Annotated in this window: 19 protein-coding genes; 8 read left to right on the plus strand and 11 right to left on the minus strand. The window is 65.5% G+C overall.

Annotation, left to right across the window (positions count from 1 at the left end):
* Nucleotides 1–36: 36 nt before the first annotated feature.
* The 3 genes from AC1Q6X_RS00835 to AC1Q6X_RS00845 all read right to left on the minus strand — a co-directional run bounded on the left by AC1Q6X_RS00835 (nt 37) and on the right by AC1Q6X_RS00845 (nt 4,098).
* On the minus strand, nt 37–1,515 hold the full coding sequence (locus AC1Q6X_RS00835; protein ID WP_492494539.1) for a sodium:solute symporter: 1,479 nt from the start codon (nt 1,513–1,515) through the stop codon (nt 37–39).
* 68 nt (nt 1,516–1,583) lie between these two features.
* Nucleotides 1,584–2,801, minus strand: a complete 1,218-nt coding sequence (locus AC1Q6X_RS00840; RefSeq protein ID WP_492494541.1) for a YeeE/YedE family protein — start codon at nt 2,799–2,801, stop codon at nt 1,584–1,586.
* A gap of 85 nt (nt 2,802–2,886) precedes the next feature.
* Complete coding sequence (locus AC1Q6X_RS00845; RefSeq protein ID WP_492494543.1) at nt 2,887–4,098, minus strand: MFS transporter; 1,212 nt, start codon at nt 4,096–4,098, stop codon at nt 2,887–2,889.
* 144 nt (nt 4,099–4,242) lie between these two features.
* Here AC1Q6X_RS00845 and AC1Q6X_RS00850 point away from each other — a divergent pair, with 144 nt between their 5' ends.
* Nucleotides 4,243–4,479 (plus strand): DUF3820 family protein, encoded by a 237-nt coding sequence (locus tag AC1Q6X_RS00850; protein ID WP_034749909.1) that lies wholly within the window; start codon nt 4,243–4,245, stop codon nt 4,477–4,479.
* A gap of 8 nt (nt 4,480–4,487) precedes the next feature.
* On the opposite strand, the gene AC1Q6X_RS00855 is transcribed toward AC1Q6X_RS00850, so the two are convergent.
* Nucleotides 4,488–4,871: a glutaredoxin gene (locus AC1Q6X_RS00855; protein WP_492494545.1), complete on the minus strand. Its 384-nt coding sequence runs from the start codon at nt 4,869–4,871 to the stop codon at nt 4,488–4,490.
* 107 nt (nt 4,872–4,978) lie between these two features.
* On the opposite strand from AC1Q6X_RS00855, the gene AC1Q6X_RS00860 reads away from it, so the two are divergent.
* Complete coding sequence (locus AC1Q6X_RS00860; RefSeq protein ID WP_492494547.1) at nt 4,979–5,521, plus strand: hypothetical protein; 543 nt, start codon at nt 4,979–4,981, stop codon at nt 5,519–5,521.
* Nucleotides 5,522–5,534: 13 nt separating this feature from the next.
* Here AC1Q6X_RS00860 and AC1Q6X_RS00865 read toward each other — a convergent pair whose 3' ends face one another.
* Both AC1Q6X_RS00865 and AC1Q6X_RS00870 read right to left on the minus strand, forming a co-directional pair.
* A complete protein-coding gene (locus AC1Q6X_RS00865; RefSeq protein ID WP_492494549.1) occupies nt 5,535–6,356 on the minus strand; it encodes an APH(3') family aminoglycoside O-phosphotransferase in 822 nt (273 codons plus the stop codon).
* Between the two features lie 10 nt (nt 6,357–6,366).
* Nucleotides 6,367–6,855, minus strand: a complete 489-nt coding sequence (locus AC1Q6X_RS00870; protein WP_121671145.1) for an Lrp/AsnC family transcriptional regulator — start codon at nt 6,853–6,855, stop codon at nt 6,367–6,369.
* 77 nt (nt 6,856–6,932) lie between these two features.
* On the opposite strand from AC1Q6X_RS00870, the gene AC1Q6X_RS00875 reads away from it, so the two are divergent.
* Complete coding sequence (locus tag AC1Q6X_RS00875; protein WP_492494551.1) at nt 6,933–7,829, plus strand: EamA family transporter; 897 nt, start codon at nt 6,933–6,935, stop codon at nt 7,827–7,829.
* Here AC1Q6X_RS00875 and AC1Q6X_RS00880 read toward each other — a convergent pair.
* Together AC1Q6X_RS00880 and AC1Q6X_RS00885 are read right to left on the minus strand one after the other, a co-directional pair.
* Nucleotides 7,807–9,108, minus strand: coding sequence for an ATP-binding protein (locus AC1Q6X_RS00880; protein WP_492494553.1), 1,302 nt, complete (start codon nt 9,106–9,108; stop codon nt 7,807–7,809). The two genes, AC1Q6X_RS00875 and AC1Q6X_RS00880, sit on opposite strands and share 23 nt — an antisense overlap.
* Entirely contained in the window at nt 9,105–9,782 is a 678-nt protein-coding gene (locus tag AC1Q6X_RS00885; protein WP_121670056.1) for a response regulator, read from the minus strand. Before AC1Q6X_RS00885 ends, AC1Q6X_RS00880 begins: the two co-directional genes overlap by 4 nt.
* 203 nt (nt 9,783–9,985) lie before the next feature.
* Here AC1Q6X_RS00885 and AC1Q6X_RS00890 point away from each other — a divergent pair, with 203 nt between their 5' ends.
* The 3 genes from AC1Q6X_RS00890 to AC1Q6X_RS00900 are packed head-to-tail and all read left to right on the plus strand — an operon-like array spanning nt 9,986 to nt 12,038.
* Nucleotides 9,986–10,564 (plus strand): porin family protein, encoded by a 579-nt coding sequence (locus AC1Q6X_RS00890; protein ID WP_070224074.1) that lies wholly within the window; start codon nt 9,986–9,988, stop codon nt 10,562–10,564.
* 8 nt (nt 10,565–10,572) lie between these two features.
* Nucleotides 10,573–11,352: a MipA/OmpV family protein gene (locus AC1Q6X_RS00895; protein WP_492494556.1), complete on the plus strand. Its 780-nt coding sequence runs from the start codon at nt 10,573–10,575 to the stop codon at nt 11,350–11,352.
* Nucleotides 11,353–11,357: 5 nt separating this feature from the next.
* Nucleotides 11,358–12,038, plus strand: a complete 681-nt coding sequence (locus AC1Q6X_RS00900) for a hypothetical protein (RefSeq protein ID WP_492494558.1) — start codon at nt 11,358–11,360, stop codon at nt 12,036–12,038.
* Nucleotides 12,039–12,050: 12 nt separating this feature from the next.
* Here AC1Q6X_RS00900 and AC1Q6X_RS00905 read toward each other — a convergent pair whose 3' ends face one another.
* Complete coding sequence (locus tag AC1Q6X_RS00905) at nt 12,051–13,274, minus strand: MFS transporter (protein ID WP_492494560.1); 1,224 nt, start codon at nt 13,272–13,274, stop codon at nt 12,051–12,053.
* A gap of 86 nt (nt 13,275–13,360) precedes the next feature.
* On the opposite strand from AC1Q6X_RS00905, the gene AC1Q6X_RS00910 reads away from it, so the two are divergent.
* Nucleotides 13,361–14,281 (plus strand): LysR family transcriptional regulator, encoded by a 921-nt coding sequence (locus AC1Q6X_RS00910; RefSeq protein ID WP_492494562.1) that lies wholly within the window; start codon nt 13,361–13,363, stop codon nt 14,279–14,281.
* A 64-nt stretch (nt 14,282–14,345) separates the two neighbouring features.
* Nucleotides 14,346–14,879 (plus strand): DUF4256 domain-containing protein, encoded by a 534-nt coding sequence (locus AC1Q6X_RS00915; protein ID WP_492494564.1) that lies wholly within the window; start codon nt 14,346–14,348, stop codon nt 14,877–14,879.
* 11 nt (nt 14,880–14,890) lie between these two features.
* Here AC1Q6X_RS00915 and AC1Q6X_RS00920 read toward each other — a convergent pair whose 3' ends face one another.
* Both AC1Q6X_RS00920 and AC1Q6X_RS00925 read right to left on the minus strand, forming a co-directional pair.
* Nucleotides 14,891–17,047, minus strand: a complete 2,157-nt coding sequence (locus tag AC1Q6X_RS00920; protein ID WP_070288739.1) for a putative bifunctional diguanylate cyclase/phosphodiesterase — start codon at nt 17,045–17,047, stop codon at nt 14,891–14,893.
* A gap of 154 nt (nt 17,048–17,201) precedes the next feature.
* Nucleotides 17,202–18,128, minus strand: a complete 927-nt coding sequence (locus tag AC1Q6X_RS00925) for a LysR family transcriptional regulator (RefSeq protein ID WP_070224088.1) — start codon at nt 18,126–18,128, stop codon at nt 17,202–17,204.
* Nucleotides 18,129–18,206: the final 78 nt, after the last annotated feature.

Here is an 18,206-nt window from a genome sequence, read left to right on the forward strand (position 1 = left end):
TAGCTGAAAATGGCCGCGATCGCCTTGGGATTCGTCTTATTTTGACAAGTATTGCGTGTCCTGGCCGCCCTGCCCCGGGGGCGTGGAAATGAGGAACAGGCCTGCGAGTACCAAGGCGCCGTTCAGGATCAGCAGTTCCAGGCCGATGCGGTAATGCTCGAACAGCCGCGCCTGCTCCCCTTCGATCAGCGCGCACAGCAGCGGCCCGGCCACGGCCACCAGCGGCACCCAGCGGTCGCGTACGCCGCGCCGGCTCAGCAGGCCGAAGGCGAACAGACCCAGCAGCGGACCATAGGTATAGCTGGCCAGCTTCAGGATCACGCCTATCATGCTGGGGTCGTCCAGCCATTTGAAGGCCATGATCAATATCAGGAACAGCACGGCGAACCCTAGGTGCACACGGCGGCGCCAGCGCATCTGCGCGGCCGCGCTCAAATCCTGCCTGCGCTGCACGCCCAAAATATCGATGCAGAAGGTGGACGTGAGCGCCGTCAATGCCCCATCCACGCTGGGAAACAGGGCGGAAATGAGCGCGATGAAAAAAATCAGCTGCACCACGGCGGGAAAGTGCCCCAGCACGACGGCGGGAAACAGTTTATCGCCTGTCGCGCTGATGCCGGCCAGCGGCGCATACAGGTGCAGCAAGCCGCCGAGGAAGAGGAACAGCAGCAGCACGCCCGTCAGCACCACGGTCAGGCTGAGCATGTTCTTTTGCGAATCGCGCAAGGTGCGCACGGAAATGTTCTTTTGCATCATTTCCTGGTCCATGCCCGTCATGGCGATCGTGATGAACATGCCGGCAAGAATGTGCTTCCACACATAGGCGGGGCTGTCCGGGTCGACGGTGAAGATGCGCGTGAGGCCTTGCGCGCGCATGCGCTCGAGGCTGTCGATGAGGGACAGGTCCATCGCGCGCAGCAAAAACACGCTGCAGATGGCGAGGCCGGCCAGCATGCACGCCGTTTGCAGGGTATCGGTCCAGACGATGGTCTTCACGCCGCCCTCGTACGTGTACAGCAGGATCAGCAGCAGCACGATGCACGACGTCAGCCAGAACGGCACGCCCAGGCTGTCGAGTATCGTTGCCTGAAGGATATTGACCACCAGATACAGCCGCGCCGTGGCGCCCAGCAGGCGCGAGACGATGAAAAACGCCGCCCCGCTCTGGTAGGAGCGCCGGCCCAGGCGCAGTTCCAGGTAGCGGTAAATGGAAGTGAGCTGCAGCCGGTAATACAGCGGCAGCAAAATAAACGTGATAGCCAGGTAGCCGAGCACGTAGCCGATCATCAGCTGGATGTAGCCGAAACCGTTGCTGCCCACGGCGCCGGGCACGCTGATGAAGGTCACGCCCGTGAGCGTGGTGCCGACCATGCCGAAGGCCACCAGCATCCAGTTGCTGTCCTTGTTGCCGATGAAAAAACTGTCGTTGGTGGCATGGCGCGAGGTGCGCCACGCCACGCCCAGCAGGATCAGGAAATACGCGAGGACGACGGCAAACAGGATGAGGGGGGACATGGGCGATACGCTGGCGGCAAGGTGAACAGGGGCAGAAATATACAGCAAAGCCCCTGTTGACGCCGGCCTCAGCAGCCGCTAGGTTTGACTTTCTCCACTTCCAGGCCGAACCACGGACGCAAGCGCGTGCCGATGACGTTGCCCAGGAAAGCGCAGACCAGCCATAGCCAGCCGTGCAGGCTGCCCGAGACGATGCCGCTGAAATAGGCGCCGATATTGCAGCCGTAGGCCAGACGCGCGCCGTAGCCGAGCAGCAAGCCGCCGGCGACGGCGGCGATGACCGAGCGGCGCGGGATGCGCCACACGGGCGCGTAGCGGCCGGCCAGGGCCGCCGCCAGCATGGCGCCCAGGACGATGCCGATGTCCATCACGGAAGTCTTGTCCTGCGTCAGCGGCGCGGCCAGCGCGGCCGCGTTCGCTTTGGTCGACCAATAGGCCCAGCTGGCCGTATCGATGCCGATCACGGATGCCGCTTTCGCGCCCCACAGGGCGAACGCGGACGTCACGCCCCACGGACGGCCCGACAGCGCCAGGGTGATGAAATTGAGTACGACGAGCGCGACGGCGCCCGCCACCAGCGGCCAGGGGCCGTGCAGCCAGGGCGACGCCTGGGACGGGCGCAGCTGCGTGGCGACGAGCTTGCCGTGGCGGCGCTTTTCAACGAAGACCGTGAGGCCGGCGATCAGCGCGAAAACGATCCAGTTCAGCGCCAGCGCAGGCACCAGGCCTAGGGTCGTGACGAGGGAAATGGGTTGAAGTTGCGGCAGCGCCGTCCAGAACGGCATGTGCGCCGTGCCGATCACGGAGCCGACGATGAAGGCGGCCAGGGTGATGAGCATGCGCGTGCTGCCCCCGCCCACCGTGTACAGGGTGCCGGAGGCGCAACCGCCGCCCAGCTGCATGCCGATGCCGAAGATGAAGGCGCCGAAGATGACGGATGTGCCGGCGGGCGACACCAGGCCCGCCACGGGCGTGCCGAACAGGGTGCCGGCCGACAATGCCGGGAAAAACAGGGTCACGCCCACGGCCAGCATCAGCATTTGCGCGCGCAAGCCGTCGCCGCGGCCATCGGCAATGAAGACGCGCCAGGCCGATGTAAAACCGAAGGCCGCGTGATACAGGGTGATGCCGAGCAAGGCGCCCACCACGTACAGCGCGGACTGGGTGGCGCCCACCGTCAGCGCCAGGTACCAGGCGCCTAGCACGATGAGCAACAGGGCGACGCCCAGCGGTTTCGGGTTGATGGCGGCGCGCAGGCGCAGCGGTGACATTGCGGTATCGGACATGGGGAATATGGGCGAGAGAAAGGGAAACACCATTGTAAACCCTGCTCTCGCCCGTGCCAGCAACTTGCTTGCAGATCAAGCAGGCTTAATGCCCCACCGCATGCATCGATTTCTCGCCGCCGCTGCGCACGGGAATCGGGTTCAGGCGGTCCATCCGGCCGCTCAGGGCCGTCAAGCCGAAGGCGCCCAGCACGACCAGCGCGCCGATCCAGCCCGTGTGCACGAGGCCCAGGTGTTCTACGATCAAGCCGCCGCCCCAGGCGCCGCCGGCGATGCCCAGATTAAAAGCGGCGATATTCAGGCCGGAAGCGACGTCCACGGCGCGGGGCGTGAAGTGTTCCGCTTGCTGCACGACATACACTTGCAAACCGGCCACGTTACCGAAGGCCACGGCCCCCCACAGCAGCACGGTGATGACGACGAGCACGGGATGCGGCGCCGTGAAGGTCAGCAGCAGCAAGACTGCGGACAGCAGCAAAAAGATCAGTTTCAGGGCGCTGACAGGGCCTTTCTTGTCGGCCAGCTTGCCGCCCCAGATATTGCCGAACGCCACGGACACGCCATACACGAGCATCACCGCGCCCACGGCGCCGGCGCTGAAACCCGACACTTGCTGCAGGATCGGCGCCAGATAAGTAAAGGCGATGAAGGAGCCGCCATAGCCGACGGCCGTCATGGCGTACACCAGCAGCAGCCGGGGCTGGCCCAGCACCTGCACTTGCTGCAGCAGCGAGGCAGGCTTGCTGTGCTTGATGGTCGATGGCACGTACAGCAGGCTGCCGATGAACGCCACCAGACCCAGGGCCGAGACGGCGAGGAAGGTTTCGCGCCAGCCGAAATGCTGGCCGATGAAGGTGCCCAGCGGCACGCCCGTCACCAGGGCCACGGTCAAGCCCGTAAACATGATGGCGATCGCGCTGGCCGCCTTGTCCTTCGGCACCAGCGAGGTGGCGATGGTCGAGCCGATGGAAAAGAACACGCCATGCGCCAGCCCCGTCAGGATGCGGGCGACGACGAGGGTTGCATAGCCCGGTGATTTCCACGCCAGCAAATTGCCCAGGGTGAACAAGACCATCAACGACAGCAACAGGGTTTTGCGCGGGATCTTGCCCGTCAGGGCAGTCAGGACAGGCGCGCCGACGGCGACGCCCAGCGCATACAGGCTGACCAGCAGGCCGGCCGACGGCAGGTTGACGCCCAGGTCTGCGGCGATGGTGGGCAACAGCCCCACGATGACAAACTCGGTGGTTCCGATGGCAAACGCGCTGAGGGTCAGCGCGAGCAAGGCAATGGGCATGGCAAACTCCGATAAATGATGTTGGCATGCAGTATCGGGGTTTTCTTTATTCCGAAAAATACCTGATCCGGAAGAAGATAATTGCGCCCAGCTCAACAATGCAATGGTCTGCTACACTGCATCGATCGATTACGGAGCTGTCGCATGAATTCAGAAAAACTGGCGCTGCTGGTCACGCGCGAAATGCCATACGGGAAATATCAGGGACGCTTGCTGGCCGACTTGCCGGGACATTACCTCGGCTGGTTCGCGCGCGAGGGCTTCCCCTCGGGCGAACTGGGCAGTTTAATTGCGCTGATGTACGAACTCGACCACAACGATTTAAGAAGCTTGCTCGACCCCTTGCGCACGCGCAAGTCGCCGTGGCGGCCGGGCGAGTAAGGAACAGGTCAGAACTGGCGCAGCTTCTTCGCCAGCATGGCGCTGAACTCGCCATTTTCCACGAGCTTTTGCAGCTCGCTGGCGCCGCCAATGAGCACGTCATTGACGAAAATCATGGGAAACGTGGGCCAACCCGTCCACATTTTCAAGGCATTGCGGCGGTGCCACTGGCTCAAATAACTGCCGTATTGCAGGTACTGGTAAGGCGTGCCCAGCACGTCGAGTATCTTGCGCGCCTTGCGCGGGAACGGATTGAGCGCCATGCCGACCACCACGACCTGGTGCGCGGCGATGGCCGCCTGCACCTCGCGCACGATGTCCTGGTGCTTGCTGCCGATCAAAGGGCGGGCGGCGGGATGGATCTGGGCTTCGTCGAGGATGGCGCGGGTCATGAAAGTCCTGGGAGCAGTGGCACGTGGCGTGCCGATCACGCATTGTGCCACGCACTCAGGCTGGCGTGGGCTACACTGCGCGTCTTCTCCCCCTTCACCTGAAATATATGCAAGCAATCACTCCCATGCCGGCATGCCGCACCCGCCGCCTGCTCGGCGCTCTTCTGCTCGCCGCCTGCGCCTCCAGCGCCCTGGCCGCTGCCGATCCCGGGCTTGAAAGCGGTCTGATCCAGGCGCTGCACCTGAAAAAGGGCACGACGGACAGGGTGGGCACCTCCGGCAAGGCCATCGCCGCCTACATGCGCGAAGGCTACATCGGCAAGCACCCGGACCAGCGCTTCGACTACACCGATTATTACCTGTTGAAAAAGCCGGCCAGCTTCATGGGGCATGCACTGGTGCTGATCGAGGAAGAATACATCACGCAATATATCGGCTGCTGCGTCAGCCCCGGGGCGGGCGTGACGGTGAAGGTGCAGGGCAGCACACAGAAGCTGCAGGCGTTCGCCCGCGCCCAGCGCTGCACCTTGACCGACCCCGTCGATATCGGGCATGCACTGAGCGAGGTTGCCATCCAGGCCCGGCTGCCCCAAGGTCATTACGCGTCCTTGAGCTGCCGCGAACGCGATGCGGAGCGCGAAGAGCCTTGATGGCTGGCAGCCTTCAAAACAGTTCGTCGAGCAGCAAATGGAATGCCAGCTTGCCTTGATCGATATCAAGGAGCCCATATTGCTCAACAAACCTTTGCTGTAGCGCGGCGTCCAACTCACCGAGAGCACGCCAGGCGATGGCCATGTCCTGGTAGCGGTCGGCAACGCCCGCCCGTCCCACGTCGAGGCAGCCGACGACGGCGCCTTCGTGCAGGAGGATATTCTCCAGCGAAAAATCGCCATGCGTAACGACGAGGTCGGGCGCGACGGGCTGGCAAACCTGCAGCGTCGCCCACACCTGCTCCGCCGTCCAGCCTTTCCGTTCAGCATCGAAATCATCGGTGTCGACGAGGCCCGCATCGATGCGCTGGCGCGCCTGGGCCAGCCGGACGGCAGGGCTGGCGTCGAACGGGCAGGCATCGACGGGCAGCGCATGCAGGCGGCGCAGGAAGGCTGCCAGCGCGTCGGCCACGGCGGGGCCAATCTCGGGATCGGCTTCCAGTAATTCGTGCGCCGTCTTGCCCGGCAGCGCCGCCGTCAGCAGCCATGCCTGCTGCGGGTCTGCCGCCTGGGCGAACTGGAGCACGACCGGCACGGGCAGGTACGGCACCAGCCAGCGCAGGCGCGCCAGTTCATCGGCGAGCTCGGCGGCGGCAACACCCTTGCCATGCTTCAAAAACAGGTCCGGCGCGCCGTCCCTGCCCTGCAGCCTATAGACGGCAGCGTCCGATTCACCGGCGCTGTCGCGCACCCATCGATAGCCGGCCACAGCGGCGCGCAGGCTGGCGGGCATGGCTGCCGTCACGGCCGCTTGCTTCTTGTTGGAGATCGTCATCCGTCCGATCCTATGCCAGCGGCACGTGCAAGCCCATCTTGAGGCAGGTCAATGCCACCGATGTGCGGTAGCGCCGGATATTGTCGTCGCCGCCGAACAGGCGTTCCGTCAGTGCCTCGTATTCGGCCATGCTGCTGGCGGTAATGATCAGCAGGTAATCGGCCTCGCCCGTGATGCCGTAGCACTGCTGGATGGCAGGCTCGGCCATGATGCGCGCGCGCATGCCGGCCGTGCGCTGCGGGTGCTCGTCGTGCAAATGCACTTCCACCGTCAAGATCAAGGGGCGGCCCAGGCGGCTCGCGTCGAGCACGGCCACCTCGTTGCGGATCACCCCGCTCTCGCGCAGGCGGCGGATGCGCCGCTGCACGGCCGGCGCCGACAAATGCACGGCCTGGGCGATTTCGCGTTGCGAGGTCGTGTTATCGCGCTGCAAGATGTCGAGGATGGCCAGGTCGAAGGCATCGAGGTCGGGCGAAGGCGTGAGCGAAAGTTGCGTCATGAAGGTCAAAATGCAGTGCAAATATCGGAGCAGACACAATAAACTTTCACCATTCCGATATCAAGCCTTTTATCACCATGCCATTACGCCGCTATTCCTCGTTCATTCCCCTGCTCGCCATCCTCGGTTCCGTCACCGCGCTGGGGCTGGGCACCTCATGGGCCAAGCACAGCCTGTTCCCGCTGGTCGGTGCGCAAGGCACGACGGCCGTGCGTGTGGGCTTTTCCGCGCTGCTGCTGTTGCTGTTCTGGCGCCCGTGGCGCTGGCAGCTGAGCCGCGCCGACCTGCGCACGGTGGCCCTGTACGGCGCGGCGCTGGGCTTGACCAACCTGTGCTTCTACTTGGCCTTGCGCACGATCCCGTTCGGCATCGCCGTGGCCATCGAGTTTTCCGGCCCGCTGGCTGTGGCCCTGCTGGCCTCGCGCCGCGCGCTCGACTTCGTCTGGGTGGCCCTGGCCGTGGCGGGACTGGCGCTGCTGCTGCCGCTCGGCCACGACATCAGCAATCTCGATCCCACGGGCGTGCTGTTCGCCCTGGGCGCGGCCGTCTGCTGGGCCTCGTACATCGTCTTCGGCAAGCGCGCCAGCCATCTGCATGCGGGCCATTCCGTCTCGCTGGGCCTGGCCATGGCCGCGCTGGTGGTGGTGCCCGTGGGCGTGATGCACAGCGGCGCCGCCCTGCTCTCGCCCGCCGTGCTGGGCATCGGCCTGGGCGTGGCCCTCATTTCCAGCGCCATCCCGATTTCGCTGGAAATGGTGGCCCTGAAGCGGCTGACGCCGCAAGCGTTCGGCATCATGAGCAGCATGGAACCGGCCGTGGCCGCCATGCTGGCCTACATCCTGCTCGACGAGCGGCTCGGTGCCGGGCAGTGGCTGGCGATTGCCATGATCATGGCCGCGTCCATGGGCAGCTCGTACATGGCGCAGCGGCAGAGACGCGGCGCGGCAGCGCTCAGGCCCGAATACAAATCGTGAAGCGCGCGCCGCCCAGCGGCGAATCGTCGACGGCGATGGCGCCGCCGTGCAGCGCGACGGCCCTGGCGGCGATGGCCAGTCCCAGGCCGTGGCCCGTGGCCGCATGGTCCTGCTCGCGCTCCAGGCGGTAGAACGGGGCGAACACCCGTTCGCGCTGGTCGGCGGGAATGCCGGGACCATCGTCCTCGATAACGATGTGCAGCGCCTCGCCATCGCGGAAGGCCGACAGCGCCACGCGCGCCACGGCATATTTGGCCGCATTGCCCAGCAGGTTGCCGACGGCGCGCGCCAGCAGGCGGGCGTCGCCGCGCAGCTCGCCCAGGTCGGCGGCGATGCCGGCGTCCACCTGGCGCGGCAAGGCCGCCGCCAGGCAGGCGTGCAGCAGGGGCGCCAGCGCGAAGGACTGGCGCGGCAGCGCCTGCGCATGATCGAGCTGCATCAGGCCCAACAGCTCATTGACGAGGGTTTTCAGTTCATCGACATCGGCGCCCATGGCGTCGACGCGCCGCTGCAGGTCGGGCTGGCCGTCCGCATGCCGCGCGGCCAGCAGTTCCAGGCCGAATTCCAGCCGCGCGATCGGCGTGCGCAGCTCGTGCGAGACCGACAGCAGCAAATGCTTGCGCGCCTCCAGCAGCGAACCGATGCGCCCGGCCATGTCGTTGATGCGGCCCGCCAGCGGCGCGATGCTCGACGCGGGGCTGACCCGCGCCCGCGCGGCCAGGTCGCCCTGCCCGAAATCGTCGGCCATGCGCGACAGCGCCGCCAGGCTGCGGCCGTGCGCGCGCGTCCACCAGCCCAGCGGCAGCAGCAGGCATAGCGCGATGACGGCGAAACGGATCGCCTCCATGCGTAGCGCCTGGCCCACGTCGATGGGCAGCCTCTGCGCGTGGAGCACGTCGTCGTCGCTGCCGGCATAGCGCGCGCCCGTGACGTCGACGCGCCGGTAAAAGCCCTTGCCGCCCACGTCCATCACGACAGCGCCTTGCAACAGCGGCGCGCGCCGGGCGGCCGGCAGCGCCGCCAATACCGTGGCCAGCGGCTGCAGTTCCAGCGTGACGTCCGACACTTCGCGCACCTTGTTCAGGCGCGGCAGCCATTCGTCGGCGGGTGCCTGGTCGATGTACTGCTCCAGCAGGAAGATCTGGCCGGCCGCCTGGTCGCGCGCGATATGCTCGAGCGGATCGCCGAACAGGCGGCTGAAGGTGAAGTAAATGACGCCGCTGCCCAGCGCGATGGCCAGCAGCACCAGCAGCGCGAAACGCCAGAACAGGCGGTTCATTCCCAGGCCGAGGGCGTGAGCAGGTAGCCTTCGCCCCACACCGTCTTGATGCGCTCGGCGGCGGTGTCGTCGAACTTGCGGCGCAGGCGCGAGATGCAGTTGTCGATGCTGCGGTCGAGGCCATCGAATTCGATGCCGCGCATCTTGACGAGGATGTCGTTGCGCGACATGACCTTGCCCGCGGCATCGGCCAGGATGGCGAACAGCTTGAATTCGGCGCTGTTCATGGCGATTTCCTGACCGCGCCAGTGCACGGCGCGGTTCTCGCGCGACACGCGCAGCTGGCCGATGACGATGTCGCTGCCGGCCGCCGCGCTACCGCGCCGCTGCAGCGCGCGCAAGCGGGCCAGCAGCACGCGCGGCTGGATCGGCTTGTTCACGTAGTCGTCGGCGCCCTGCTCCAGGCCCGAGACTTCGTCAAAGGTGTCTTCGCGCGCCGTCAGTATCAGGATGGGCACGGCGCTGAGCTGGCGCAGCTGGCGGCACACCACCAGGCCGTCGACGCCGGGCAGGGTCAGGTCGAGTATCACCAGCTCGGGCTGGGTATCGCGAAAACGCGTCAGGGCCTGGTCGCCGCGCGTGACCACGTCGACCGCATAGTCGTATTGCTCCAGGTATTCCTTGACCAGCGCGGCCAGCCGCGCATCGTCCTCCACCAGCATGACACCTTGCATCGCTCCTCCGCGCCGCCATTTTTGTGGCGTATTGTAGTGGAGCGCGGCGCGCCTGTGGCAAATTCGACAATCCGGTACACATTGCTACACTTTCTATACAAATGCGGCCTACAAATTGAGGACAATTCGAAGACAAACACGGGCGGATTCCGGGACGCTGTTTGCCTAACATTCATGGCTCTTACCTCAACCGGAATCCGAACATGAAAAAATTTGCATGCAGCACCCTGCTCGCCGTCGCCGCCACCTCGCTCGTCCACGCCGAAGGCCTGTACGTGGGCGCCAACATCAGCCCGGCCAGCGACGGCAAGATCCAGTATGCGGCTGGCGGCGCGACAAGCCAGCGCGACGCGAGCGGCAAGGCGCTGCCTTTCGGCGTCTTCGCCGGCTATGAACTGACGCCGGCCTGGGCGCTGGAGGGCGGCTACCGCGCCAGCGGCGGCGCGACCAGCTTCGACCTCGACCCCGGCTACCGGCTCAGGGTGCGCGCCAGCGCCGCCTACCTGGCGGCGCGCGGCACCTGGCGTCTGGACGAGGACTGGTCGCTGTTCGCCAAGGCGGGCATGGCGCGCAGCCGCGTCAAATTCTCCATCGACGGCAGGAATGCGCCGCCCGGTGAATCGGCCGGCAAGACGGGCCTGTACGCGAGCGTGGGAGCGGCTTACCAGATCAACAAGGACGTGGCGCTGCAGCTCGAATGGGAGCACGCCCCGACAGTCAGATACGAAGGACTCGACAGCACGATGAACCGCATCGCGCTCGGTGTCCGTTTCGGTTTTTAAAGGATGGCATGCACAAGTTCGCTCCCCGTTTTTCTTCCCGTTTTCCCCCACGGCTGTTGCTGCCGGCGCTGCTGCTGGCCGGCGGCGCCGGCGCGCAGATGATGCCCGACGGGAGCCGGGACATGTACGTGGGCGCGGCCGTCACGGGCAGCTCCGCGACGGACGATGGCGCGCCGCGCGCCGCCGTCCTGCGGCCGCTGCTGCAGGTTCAGTGGAGCAATGGCGTGTTCGTCTCGGCCAGCGGCGTGGCGGGCATGCACCTGTCGGCCACGCCGGGCATTGAATACGGCCCGCTGCTGGCCGCCAGCAATGCGCGCGATCCGGAAGATGGCTGGCGCCTGCGCGGCACGCGGCGCATCAAGGGCTCGCCCGACGTGGGCGGCTTTTATGGCTATTACCTGGGCGAGCAGATGCGCGTCACGTCGAACCTGGTGTACGACACGAGCGCGCACGGCTGGCGCGCGCAGCTCGCCGTGCAAAAGACCCTGCCCTCGCTGGCGGCCCATCATACGGTGACCCTGTCGGCCGGCGTGTCGCTGGCCAGCGGCGCCGTGATGGAGGAGCGCTACGCCGTCAGCGTCGCTGCCGGCGGCGCGCGCGACTACCGCCCGGCCGGCGGCGTCACCGCCATCGAGGCAGGCGTCAACTGGAACTGGGCGCTGAGCAGCAAGTGGCTGCTCAACAGCGCCGTCACGGGCACGCGGCTGGGCAGCGGGCCGGCCCGCACTCCCTTCATCGAACGACGCAACGTCATCAGCTGGTCCACCGGCCTCGGTTACCGGTTTTAAGCGGCATGCTCAAGCCCCTGCTTCTCGGCCTGGCATTGCTGCCCGCGTTCGCCGGCGCACAGGAAGGCGGCGACTGGATCGCGTATCGCGACGCCTACCGCCACATGATCTGGTTTGAGAAGTACGGCAAGCCCAAGCAATTGCTGCAGCAGCATCTGCGCTTGCGTCCGCGCGACGCCAGCGTGTCCACGGATGGCTTGCGCCTGACCTTGCACGGCAAGGACGCGCAGCTGGCGCTGCCGCTCGATGCTTTGGGGCGCGCCGTTTTCCCGTTTTCCAAGGCCGCCTATGACGACAACGCGGAGCTGACCTGGAACCGCAAGCCGGGGCAGATCACGTCAAGCGCCTGGGTCTCCATCTTGACGCGGTCCGATGGCGTGTATGCGGCGGCCGACCTGCGCGCCGCCTGCGAACAATTCCTCGCCTATACGCGCTACGCCGGCAGCGCTGGCGGCAAGCGCTGCGCCGGCGTGCAGTTTGCGTATGCGAGGACGGATGCGGCGCAAGTGCGCTATCAGGGCGGAGATGGCGCGGCGTTCCCGCTGGCGGCGCAGGACGGCCCCGCCTTTCCCGGCGACGCCGCCAGCGGCTTTCGCGTCTACGCCTTCCGTTTCCATGCGCATCCGGACGGGGGCCAGGTACTCACCGGCGGCACGCCGCTGGCGATCGCCGCCCTGCTGGAATAAGGCGGACCGCGCTCAGTGCGCGGCCGCCCCCGCCACATGGGCGGCAAGGTTCCTGCGCGCCAGCCACGCCAGCGGCAACAGGGCCAGCAGCGCTGCGGCCACGCCGGCCCATGGCGACGACGCCATCAGCTGGCGCGACACCATCAGCGCGCCGAGCATGGAACCGAAGGAAATGCCGAGGTTGAACGCGGAAATGTTCAGGCCGGAAGCAAAATCGACGGCCTGCGGCGTGTAGCGCTCGGCCGTCGCCAGCATGCCGGCCTGCAAGGCGGGCGACAGGCCGAAGGCGAACACGCCCCAGACGAACAGCATCACCGTCATCAGCCACTGGGACGTGATGGCCAGCGCCACGCCCACTTGCGTGGCGGCCAGCAACAGCAGCATCGATCGCAGCGCCTTTTGCCAGCCCAGGTGGCTCGTCAGGTAGCCGCCCGCCAGGTTGCCGGCAAAGGTGGCGACGCCGAACACGATCAGCAGGGCGCTGGCCATGGTGGCGGAAAAGCCCGTCACATCCGTCAGGATGGGCGTAATGAACGTGAACGCGGCAAAGCTGCTGCCGAAACCGAAGGTGGTCACCGCCATCATCGTCAGGATGGGGCCGCTGCCGAGCGCTGCCAGCTGCGTCATGGCCTTGCCGCCCTTACCCTGCTGCAAACCGGCCGGCAGCCAGCGCGCCATGGCGGCCAAACCCAGCGCAGCCAGGACCACCACGGCAAAGAAGGGCAGGCGCCAGCCCATCAGGTTGCCGAGGAAGCTGCCCAGAGGCACGCCGATCACCATGGCCAGCGTCAGTCCCGCAAACATCACGGAAATCGCCCTGCCCGCCTGCGCCTTGTTCACCAGGCTGGCGGCCACGGTGGCGCCGATGGCAAAAAAGGTGCCGTGCGCCACGGCCGTGATGACCCGTCCCGCCAGCAGCAATTCAAACGTGTGGGAAAAGGCAGCCAGCAAATTACCGGCGAGGAACACGCTCATCAGCCCCAGCAAGGCCGCCTTGCGCGGCAGGCGCGACATCAATAACACGAGCAGCGGCGTGCCGATGGCCAGCGCCAGCGCGTACAGGCTCACCAGCGAGCCCGCCGATTCGATGGAAATGTGCAAATCTTTCGCGATGGCGGGCAAGATGCCCACGACGATGAATTCGGTCACGCCGATGGCAAAGGCGCCGACGGCCAGCGCCAGCACGCCGGGCGGCATGGTGCTGGCTGAAGGGGAAACAGGGGCTGCGGTGGTCATGATGGCTCCAACAAATGGTTCAAGCGGGCCAGTGTATCGAGATAAATACTTTTGATATAGACTCTAATAATGGAAACACCTGTGAAATGGATTCAATAATGGCCAGGCAAGACATCAACCGCGCGTTCGAGATGGCCGTGTTCGTGGCCGTGGTGGAAACGGGCGCCTTTTCCGCCGCCGCGCGCCGCCTGGCCCTCACGCCGTCGGCCGTCAGCAAGCTCGTCAATCGCCTGGAAGCGCGGCTCGGCGCACGTTTGCTCCAGCGCAGCACGCGGCAATTGCACACCACGCCCGAGGGGGACGCCTTCTTCGTGCAGTGCAAGCGCATCCTCGACGATATCGATGGCGCCGAGCGCGAAGCATCGCAGGGCGCCGCGCCGCGCGGACGCCTGCGCATCAACTGTTTCGTGCCGTTCGGCGTGCGCCACCTGCTGCCCATCCTGCCCGAGTTCGCGCAGCGCTATCCCGACATCGTGCTCGACGTCGTCGTCAGCGACGCCATCGTCGACCTGCTGGAAGACCGCACCGACATCGCCATCCGCACGGGCACGCTGAAGGCATCGAACCTGGTGGCGCGCAAACTGGGCGAAGACACGATGGTCGTCGTCGCCTCGCCAGCCTACGTGGCGCGCCACGGCCTGCCGCGCACGCCGCAGGAATTATCTGAACACAATTTATTGGCCTTCAACTTCCGCTGCCAGAACGAAACGTGGCCCTTCCTCGACGGGAGCGGCGGCACCTTGCAGGTGGCGCCGCAGGGCAATACCTGCGTCAGCGATGGCGAAAGCATGCGCCAGCTGGTGCTGGCGGGCATGGGTCTCGGGCGCTTTTCGCGCCAGCACGTGCAGCGCGACATCGAGCAAGGTCAATTGGTGGAGGTGCTGCAGGACTACAATCCGGGCGACAAGGAACTCGTGCACGCCGTCTTCGTGGGACCGGGCCTGCAAGTGCCGGCCAGGGTGCGCGTGATGCTCGATTATCTGCTGGAAAAAGTGCAGCTGGGATGAGCGCCGCCCGCCGGCATCGCGTCTTATAATCGGCCATATCGCTGAACTTCCAGGGAGCCGCGCCATGCATGATGACTTGATCCGCACCTTGCAAACCCGCTTCAGCCGGCACATGCACCGCCATCCGGGATGGACCTGGGACAAGGTGCTGGCGCGCTTGAACGCCGCTCCCGCCAGCCTGGTGGCATTGCAGAAAATGGAAGACACGGGCGGCGAACCGGACGTCATCGGGCACGCCGGCGACACGGACGCCGTCACGTTTTGCGATTGCTCAACAGAAAGCCCGATCGGCCGGCGCAGCCTGTGTTTCGACGCGGCGGCCCTGGCTGCGCGCAAGGCCAACAAGCCGGCCGGCAGCGCGCTCGCCATGGCGCAGGCGATGGGCATCGCCTTGCTGACGCAGGCGCAGTACCGGCAGTTGCAAGAGCTGGAACCGTTCGACCGCAAGACCTCGAGCTGGATCGCCACGCCGGACAGCATCCGGGCATTGGGCGGCGCCCTGTTTTGCGACCGCCGCTATGACCAGGTCTTCACGTATCACAACGGCGCCGAATCGTATTATGCGAGCCGTGGCTTTCGCGGCTTGCTGCGCGTCTGAGCGACGCCGGTTCAGACCGCCTCTTCCAGGCGCAATTGCCGGCCTTCATCGAGCATCAGCTCGAATTCGGCCGCCGGCACGGCCGGGCTGAACAGATAGCCTTGCAGCTGGTCGCAGCCGAGTTCGCGCAGGAAGCGCATCTGCTCGGCCGTTTCCACCCCTTCGGCGACGATTTCCTGGCGCAGCTGCTGCGCCATGGTGACGATGGCGCGGGCGATGGCGCAATCGTTTTCCTCGAAGGGCAAGCCGATGACGAAGGAGCGGTCGATTTTCAATGTGCTGATGGGGAATTTCTTCAGGTAGGCGAGGCTGGAATAGCCGGTGCCGAAGTCGTCCAGCGCCAGCGCCAGTCCCATGGCCACCAGCTGGTTCATGATGCCGATGACCTTGTCGGCGCCGCGCATCAGCAGGCTTTCCGTGATTTCCAGCATGATCTGGTCGGGCCGCACCTGGTAGCGCTCGAGTACGGCCGCTATGCGCGCCGGCAACTGTTCATCGAACTGGCGCGCCGACAGGTTGACGGCGATGGCCGGCATGTGCAGGCCACGGTCTTCCCAGCTGCGGATCTGGCGGCACGCCTCGTCCAGCACCCAGGTGCCCAGCTCCAGAATCAGACTGGTTTCCTCGGCGACGGGGATGAAGACGCCGGGCGAAACCATGCCGCGCATCGGATGCTTCCAGCGCAGCAAGGCTTCCGCGCCTACGATGCGTCCGCTGGCCAGGCTCACTTTCGGCTGGTAATGCAATTCCAGCTCCTTGTCGCCGAGCGCCAGCCGCATTTCGCTTTCCAGGCGCAGATGCTCCTTGGCCCTGCGGTTCATGTCTTCGCGGTAGAACAGGAAGGTCGATTCGATGGTCTGCCCCGCCTTGGCCACGGCCACGTCGGCAAAGCGGAACAGGGCCGGCGCTTCCAGGCCGTCTTCGGGATACACGGTGATACCGATGCTGGCGCCCACGTGCAGCGCGTGCGCGTCGATATTGATCGGCGCCTCGAGCAGGTTGAGCAGCTTTTGCGCCACGTTGGCCGCGTGTTCGCGCTTTTCGATGTGCAGCAGGGCCACGACGAATTTGCTGTTGTCGACCCGCGCCAGGATATCGGCATCGCGCAGGGCGCCGCGGAACAGCTGGCCGATGGCGATCACCAGCTGGTCGCCCACTTCATGGCCCAGCGTGTCGCTGATGGAACCGATGCGGCTGATGTCGATGACCATCAGCGCGCCATGCGTGCCTTGCCGTTTCGCTTCGGCCAGCCCCTGGTCGACCAATTGGTTCAGCAGGCAGCGGTTGGGCAAGCCCGTCAGGCTGTCGTAGTTGGCCATGCGCTGCATGCGCGCCTCGGCATCCTTGTGCACCGAGATATCGGAAAACAGGGAAAATACATGGCTGATTTCGCCGAATTCGTCGCGCACGACGCTGATGGTGACGTCTTGCGGGAACAGTTCGCCATTCTTGCGCTTGCCGATGATTTCGCCGCGCCAGGAGCCGTGACCGCGCATGGCGGCGCGCACCTTGGCGCGGAAATCCGGGTCGTGCACGCCCGAGCGCAGCAAGTCCGGCGTGCGGCCGATGGCTTCGGCCGGCGAATAGCCGGTGATGCGGGAAAACGAGCTGTTGATCGAGACGATGCGCTCTTCCGCATCCGTGATCAGCACGGCTTGCTCGCTGTCTTCGATGATGCGGGCGTGCAACCGGACCTTGTCGACATCGGACAGCGGCTCGCTCATGGCCGACAGGCGCACGGCCATGCCGCAGCCCTTGCCTGCCTGGTCGTGGATCACATGGCGGTGCATGCGCAGCCATGTCACCATACCCGACTTCTTGCGCCGGCGCACATCGGTGGCCACGTCGCCCTGCGTGAAATGCAGTTCCAGCACGCTCGCTTCCGCGTCGTCTTCCGGATACAAAAACAGGATGTGCTGGCCCAGTGCTTCCAGTTCGGAATAGCCGAACATCTGTTCGGCACCATGGTTCCAGCCGATCAAAAAGCCGTCGGGATCGATTTCCAGCAAGGCGTCAGGGGGCGCCACGCGCACCACGGGCCGGCTGGCGCCGCGCAGCCGCTCCAGCTCTTCCTCCAGCCGCGCCAGGGTGGCGGCCTGCTGCGGCCCCGCCTGTTCACGGGCATCCTGGGCCAGGCGCAGGCACAGCGCGACCTTCGCCTCAAGCATGGCAACCCCACTCTTGGACCAGGTCAGGGGAAGGTATCAGGGGCGCTGCGGTGTGTGTAATCATCAAAATCCCACTGTGGGGCGTGGAGGTCGGGCGGGAAATACTGTGAATATGGTAACTTAAAAGTGTTGGCGTATGTCAACATTTTAAGGCCTACGCCGAATGGCCGGGCAGATGTTGCGCCAGGCGAGCAAACACATCGGGTTCGCGCATGCGCGCCATCCACCAGCGCAGCGCGGCGCCATCCTCGCCCACTCTCCAGGCCAGGTAAAACGTTTCCGACGGTTTCGGCTCTTCCACGGCCTTTTCCACCAGCAAGCCACGCGCGATGGCGGCGCGCGCGCACGGCCCCGGCAGGAAGCCAAAGCCCAGCCCCAGCACCTGGTAATCGAACTTGACCTGCATGTTCGGCACGCTCAAGGCATCTTGCCCCAGCAGCAGCCCCACCGTGCGCGGCGCCATCTGGCGCGCCGAATCGGCCACCACCACGGCCCGGTGCTGCTGCAAATGGCCGCGCGACAAGGGTTCGGCCACCTGCGCCAGCGGATGCGTGGGCGCCACGGTAAAGACGAAGTCGAGCATGCCGATCGGCTGCGCGATATAGCCGCCGCCCGCCGGCCCGTCGCCTGGCGCGCCCACCAGCAAATCGGCGCGCCGGTCCAGCAGCGCTTCCCAGGTGCCCGACAGGGTGTCTTGCGACAGGCGCAAGCGCGTCTGCTGCGCCACGTCGTAAAAGGCGCGCACATCGTCGGCCAGGGCCACGGCGGAAAACATGGAATCGATGCCGATGGACAATTCCGTTTCCCAGCCGGACGCCACCCTGCGCACGCGGTGTTCGAGGTCCTGCGCCGCCTTCAGCAGATACCTGCCCTCTTTCAGCAATTCCTGGCCAGCCGCCGTCAGCATGACTTTCGGGCCATTGCGCTGGAACACCTGCACGCCCAGGTCGTCCTCTAGCTTGGCCACCGTATAGGAAATGGTGGACGGGACTTTATGCAACTCCTTGCCGGCCGACGAGAACGATCCACGGCGGTCGATGGCGTCGACGATTTGCAGGGCTTCCAGGCTCAGTCTTAACATTCGATTTTTTCGATCATAGGTCGCAAGATTTTCCGTTTTTCTTTCTCTTCTGAGGCGCCTATACTTTGTTCATCGTAC

The sequence above is a fragment of the Janthinobacterium sp. GW823-FHT06H09 genome (assembly GCF_058794735.1).

Bases quoted from the DNA above. Each gene is read 5' to 3' on its own strand.
- AC1Q6X_RS00860 (WP_492494547.1), top strand. From the start codon at position 4,979: ATGCAAGCAATCACTCCCATGCCGGCATGCCGCACCCGCCGCCTGCTC.
- AC1Q6X_RS00845 (WP_492494543.1), bottom strand. From the start codon at position 4,098: ATGCCCATTGCCTTGCTCGCGCTGACCCTCAGCGCGTTTGCCATCGGA.
- AC1Q6X_RS00920 (WP_070288739.1), bottom strand. From the start codon at position 17,047: ATGCTTGAGGCGAAGGTCGCGCTGTGCCTGCGCCTGGCCCAGGATGCC.
- AC1Q6X_RS00855 (WP_492494545.1), bottom strand. From the start codon at position 4,871: ATGACCCGCGCCATCCTCGACGAAGCCCAGATCCATCCCGCCGCCCGC.
- AC1Q6X_RS00905 (WP_492494560.1), bottom strand. From the start codon at position 13,274: ATGACCACCGCAGCCCCTGTTTCCCCTTCAGCCAGCACCATGCCGCCC.
- AC1Q6X_RS00865 (WP_492494549.1), bottom strand. From the start codon at position 6,356: ATGACGATCTCCAACAAGAAGCAAGCGGCCGTGACGGCAGCCATGCCC.
- AC1Q6X_RS00925 (WP_070224088.1), bottom strand. From the start codon at position 18,128: ATGTTAAGACTGAGCCTGGAAGCCCTGCAAATCGTCGACGCCATCGAC.
- AC1Q6X_RS00885 (WP_121670056.1), bottom strand. From the start codon at position 9,782: ATGCAAGGTGTCATGCTGGTGGAGGACGATGCGCGGCTGGCCGCGCTG.
- AC1Q6X_RS00840 (WP_492494541.1), bottom strand. From the start codon at position 2,801: ATGTCCGATACCGCAATGTCACCGCTGCGCCTGCGCGCCGCCATCAAC.
- AC1Q6X_RS00850 (WP_034749909.1), top strand. From the start codon at position 4,243: ATGAATTCAGAAAAACTGGCGCTGCTGGTCACGCGCGAAATGCCATAC.
- AC1Q6X_RS00875 (WP_492494551.1), top strand. From the start codon at position 6,933: ATGCCATTACGCCGCTATTCCTCGTTCATTCCCCTGCTCGCCATCCTC.
- AC1Q6X_RS00890 (WP_070224074.1), top strand. From the start codon at position 9,986: ATGAAAAAATTTGCATGCAGCACCCTGCTCGCCGTCGCCGCCACCTCG.
- AC1Q6X_RS00910 (WP_492494562.1), top strand. From the start codon at position 13,361: ATGGATTCAATAATGGCCAGGCAAGACATCAACCGCGCGTTCGAGATG.
- AC1Q6X_RS00870 (WP_121671145.1), bottom strand. From the start codon at position 6,855: ATGACGCAACTTTCGCTCACGCCTTCGCCCGACCTCGATGCCTTCGAC.
- AC1Q6X_RS00915 (WP_492494564.1), top strand. From the start codon at position 14,346: ATGCATGATGACTTGATCCGCACCTTGCAAACCCGCTTCAGCCGGCAC.
- AC1Q6X_RS00835 (WP_492494539.1), bottom strand. From the start codon at position 1,515: ATGTCCCCCCTCATCCTGTTTGCCGTCGTCCTCGCGTATTTCCTGATC.
- AC1Q6X_RS00900 (WP_492494558.1), top strand. From the start codon at position 11,358: ATGCTCAAGCCCCTGCTTCTCGGCCTGGCATTGCTGCCCGCGTTCGCC.
- AC1Q6X_RS00895 (WP_492494556.1), top strand. From the start codon at position 10,573: ATGCACAAGTTCGCTCCCCGTTTTTCTTCCCGTTTTCCCCCACGGCTG.
- AC1Q6X_RS00880 (WP_492494553.1), bottom strand. From the start codon at position 9,108: ATGAACCGCCTGTTCTGGCGTTTCGCGCTGCTGGTGCTGCTGGCCATC.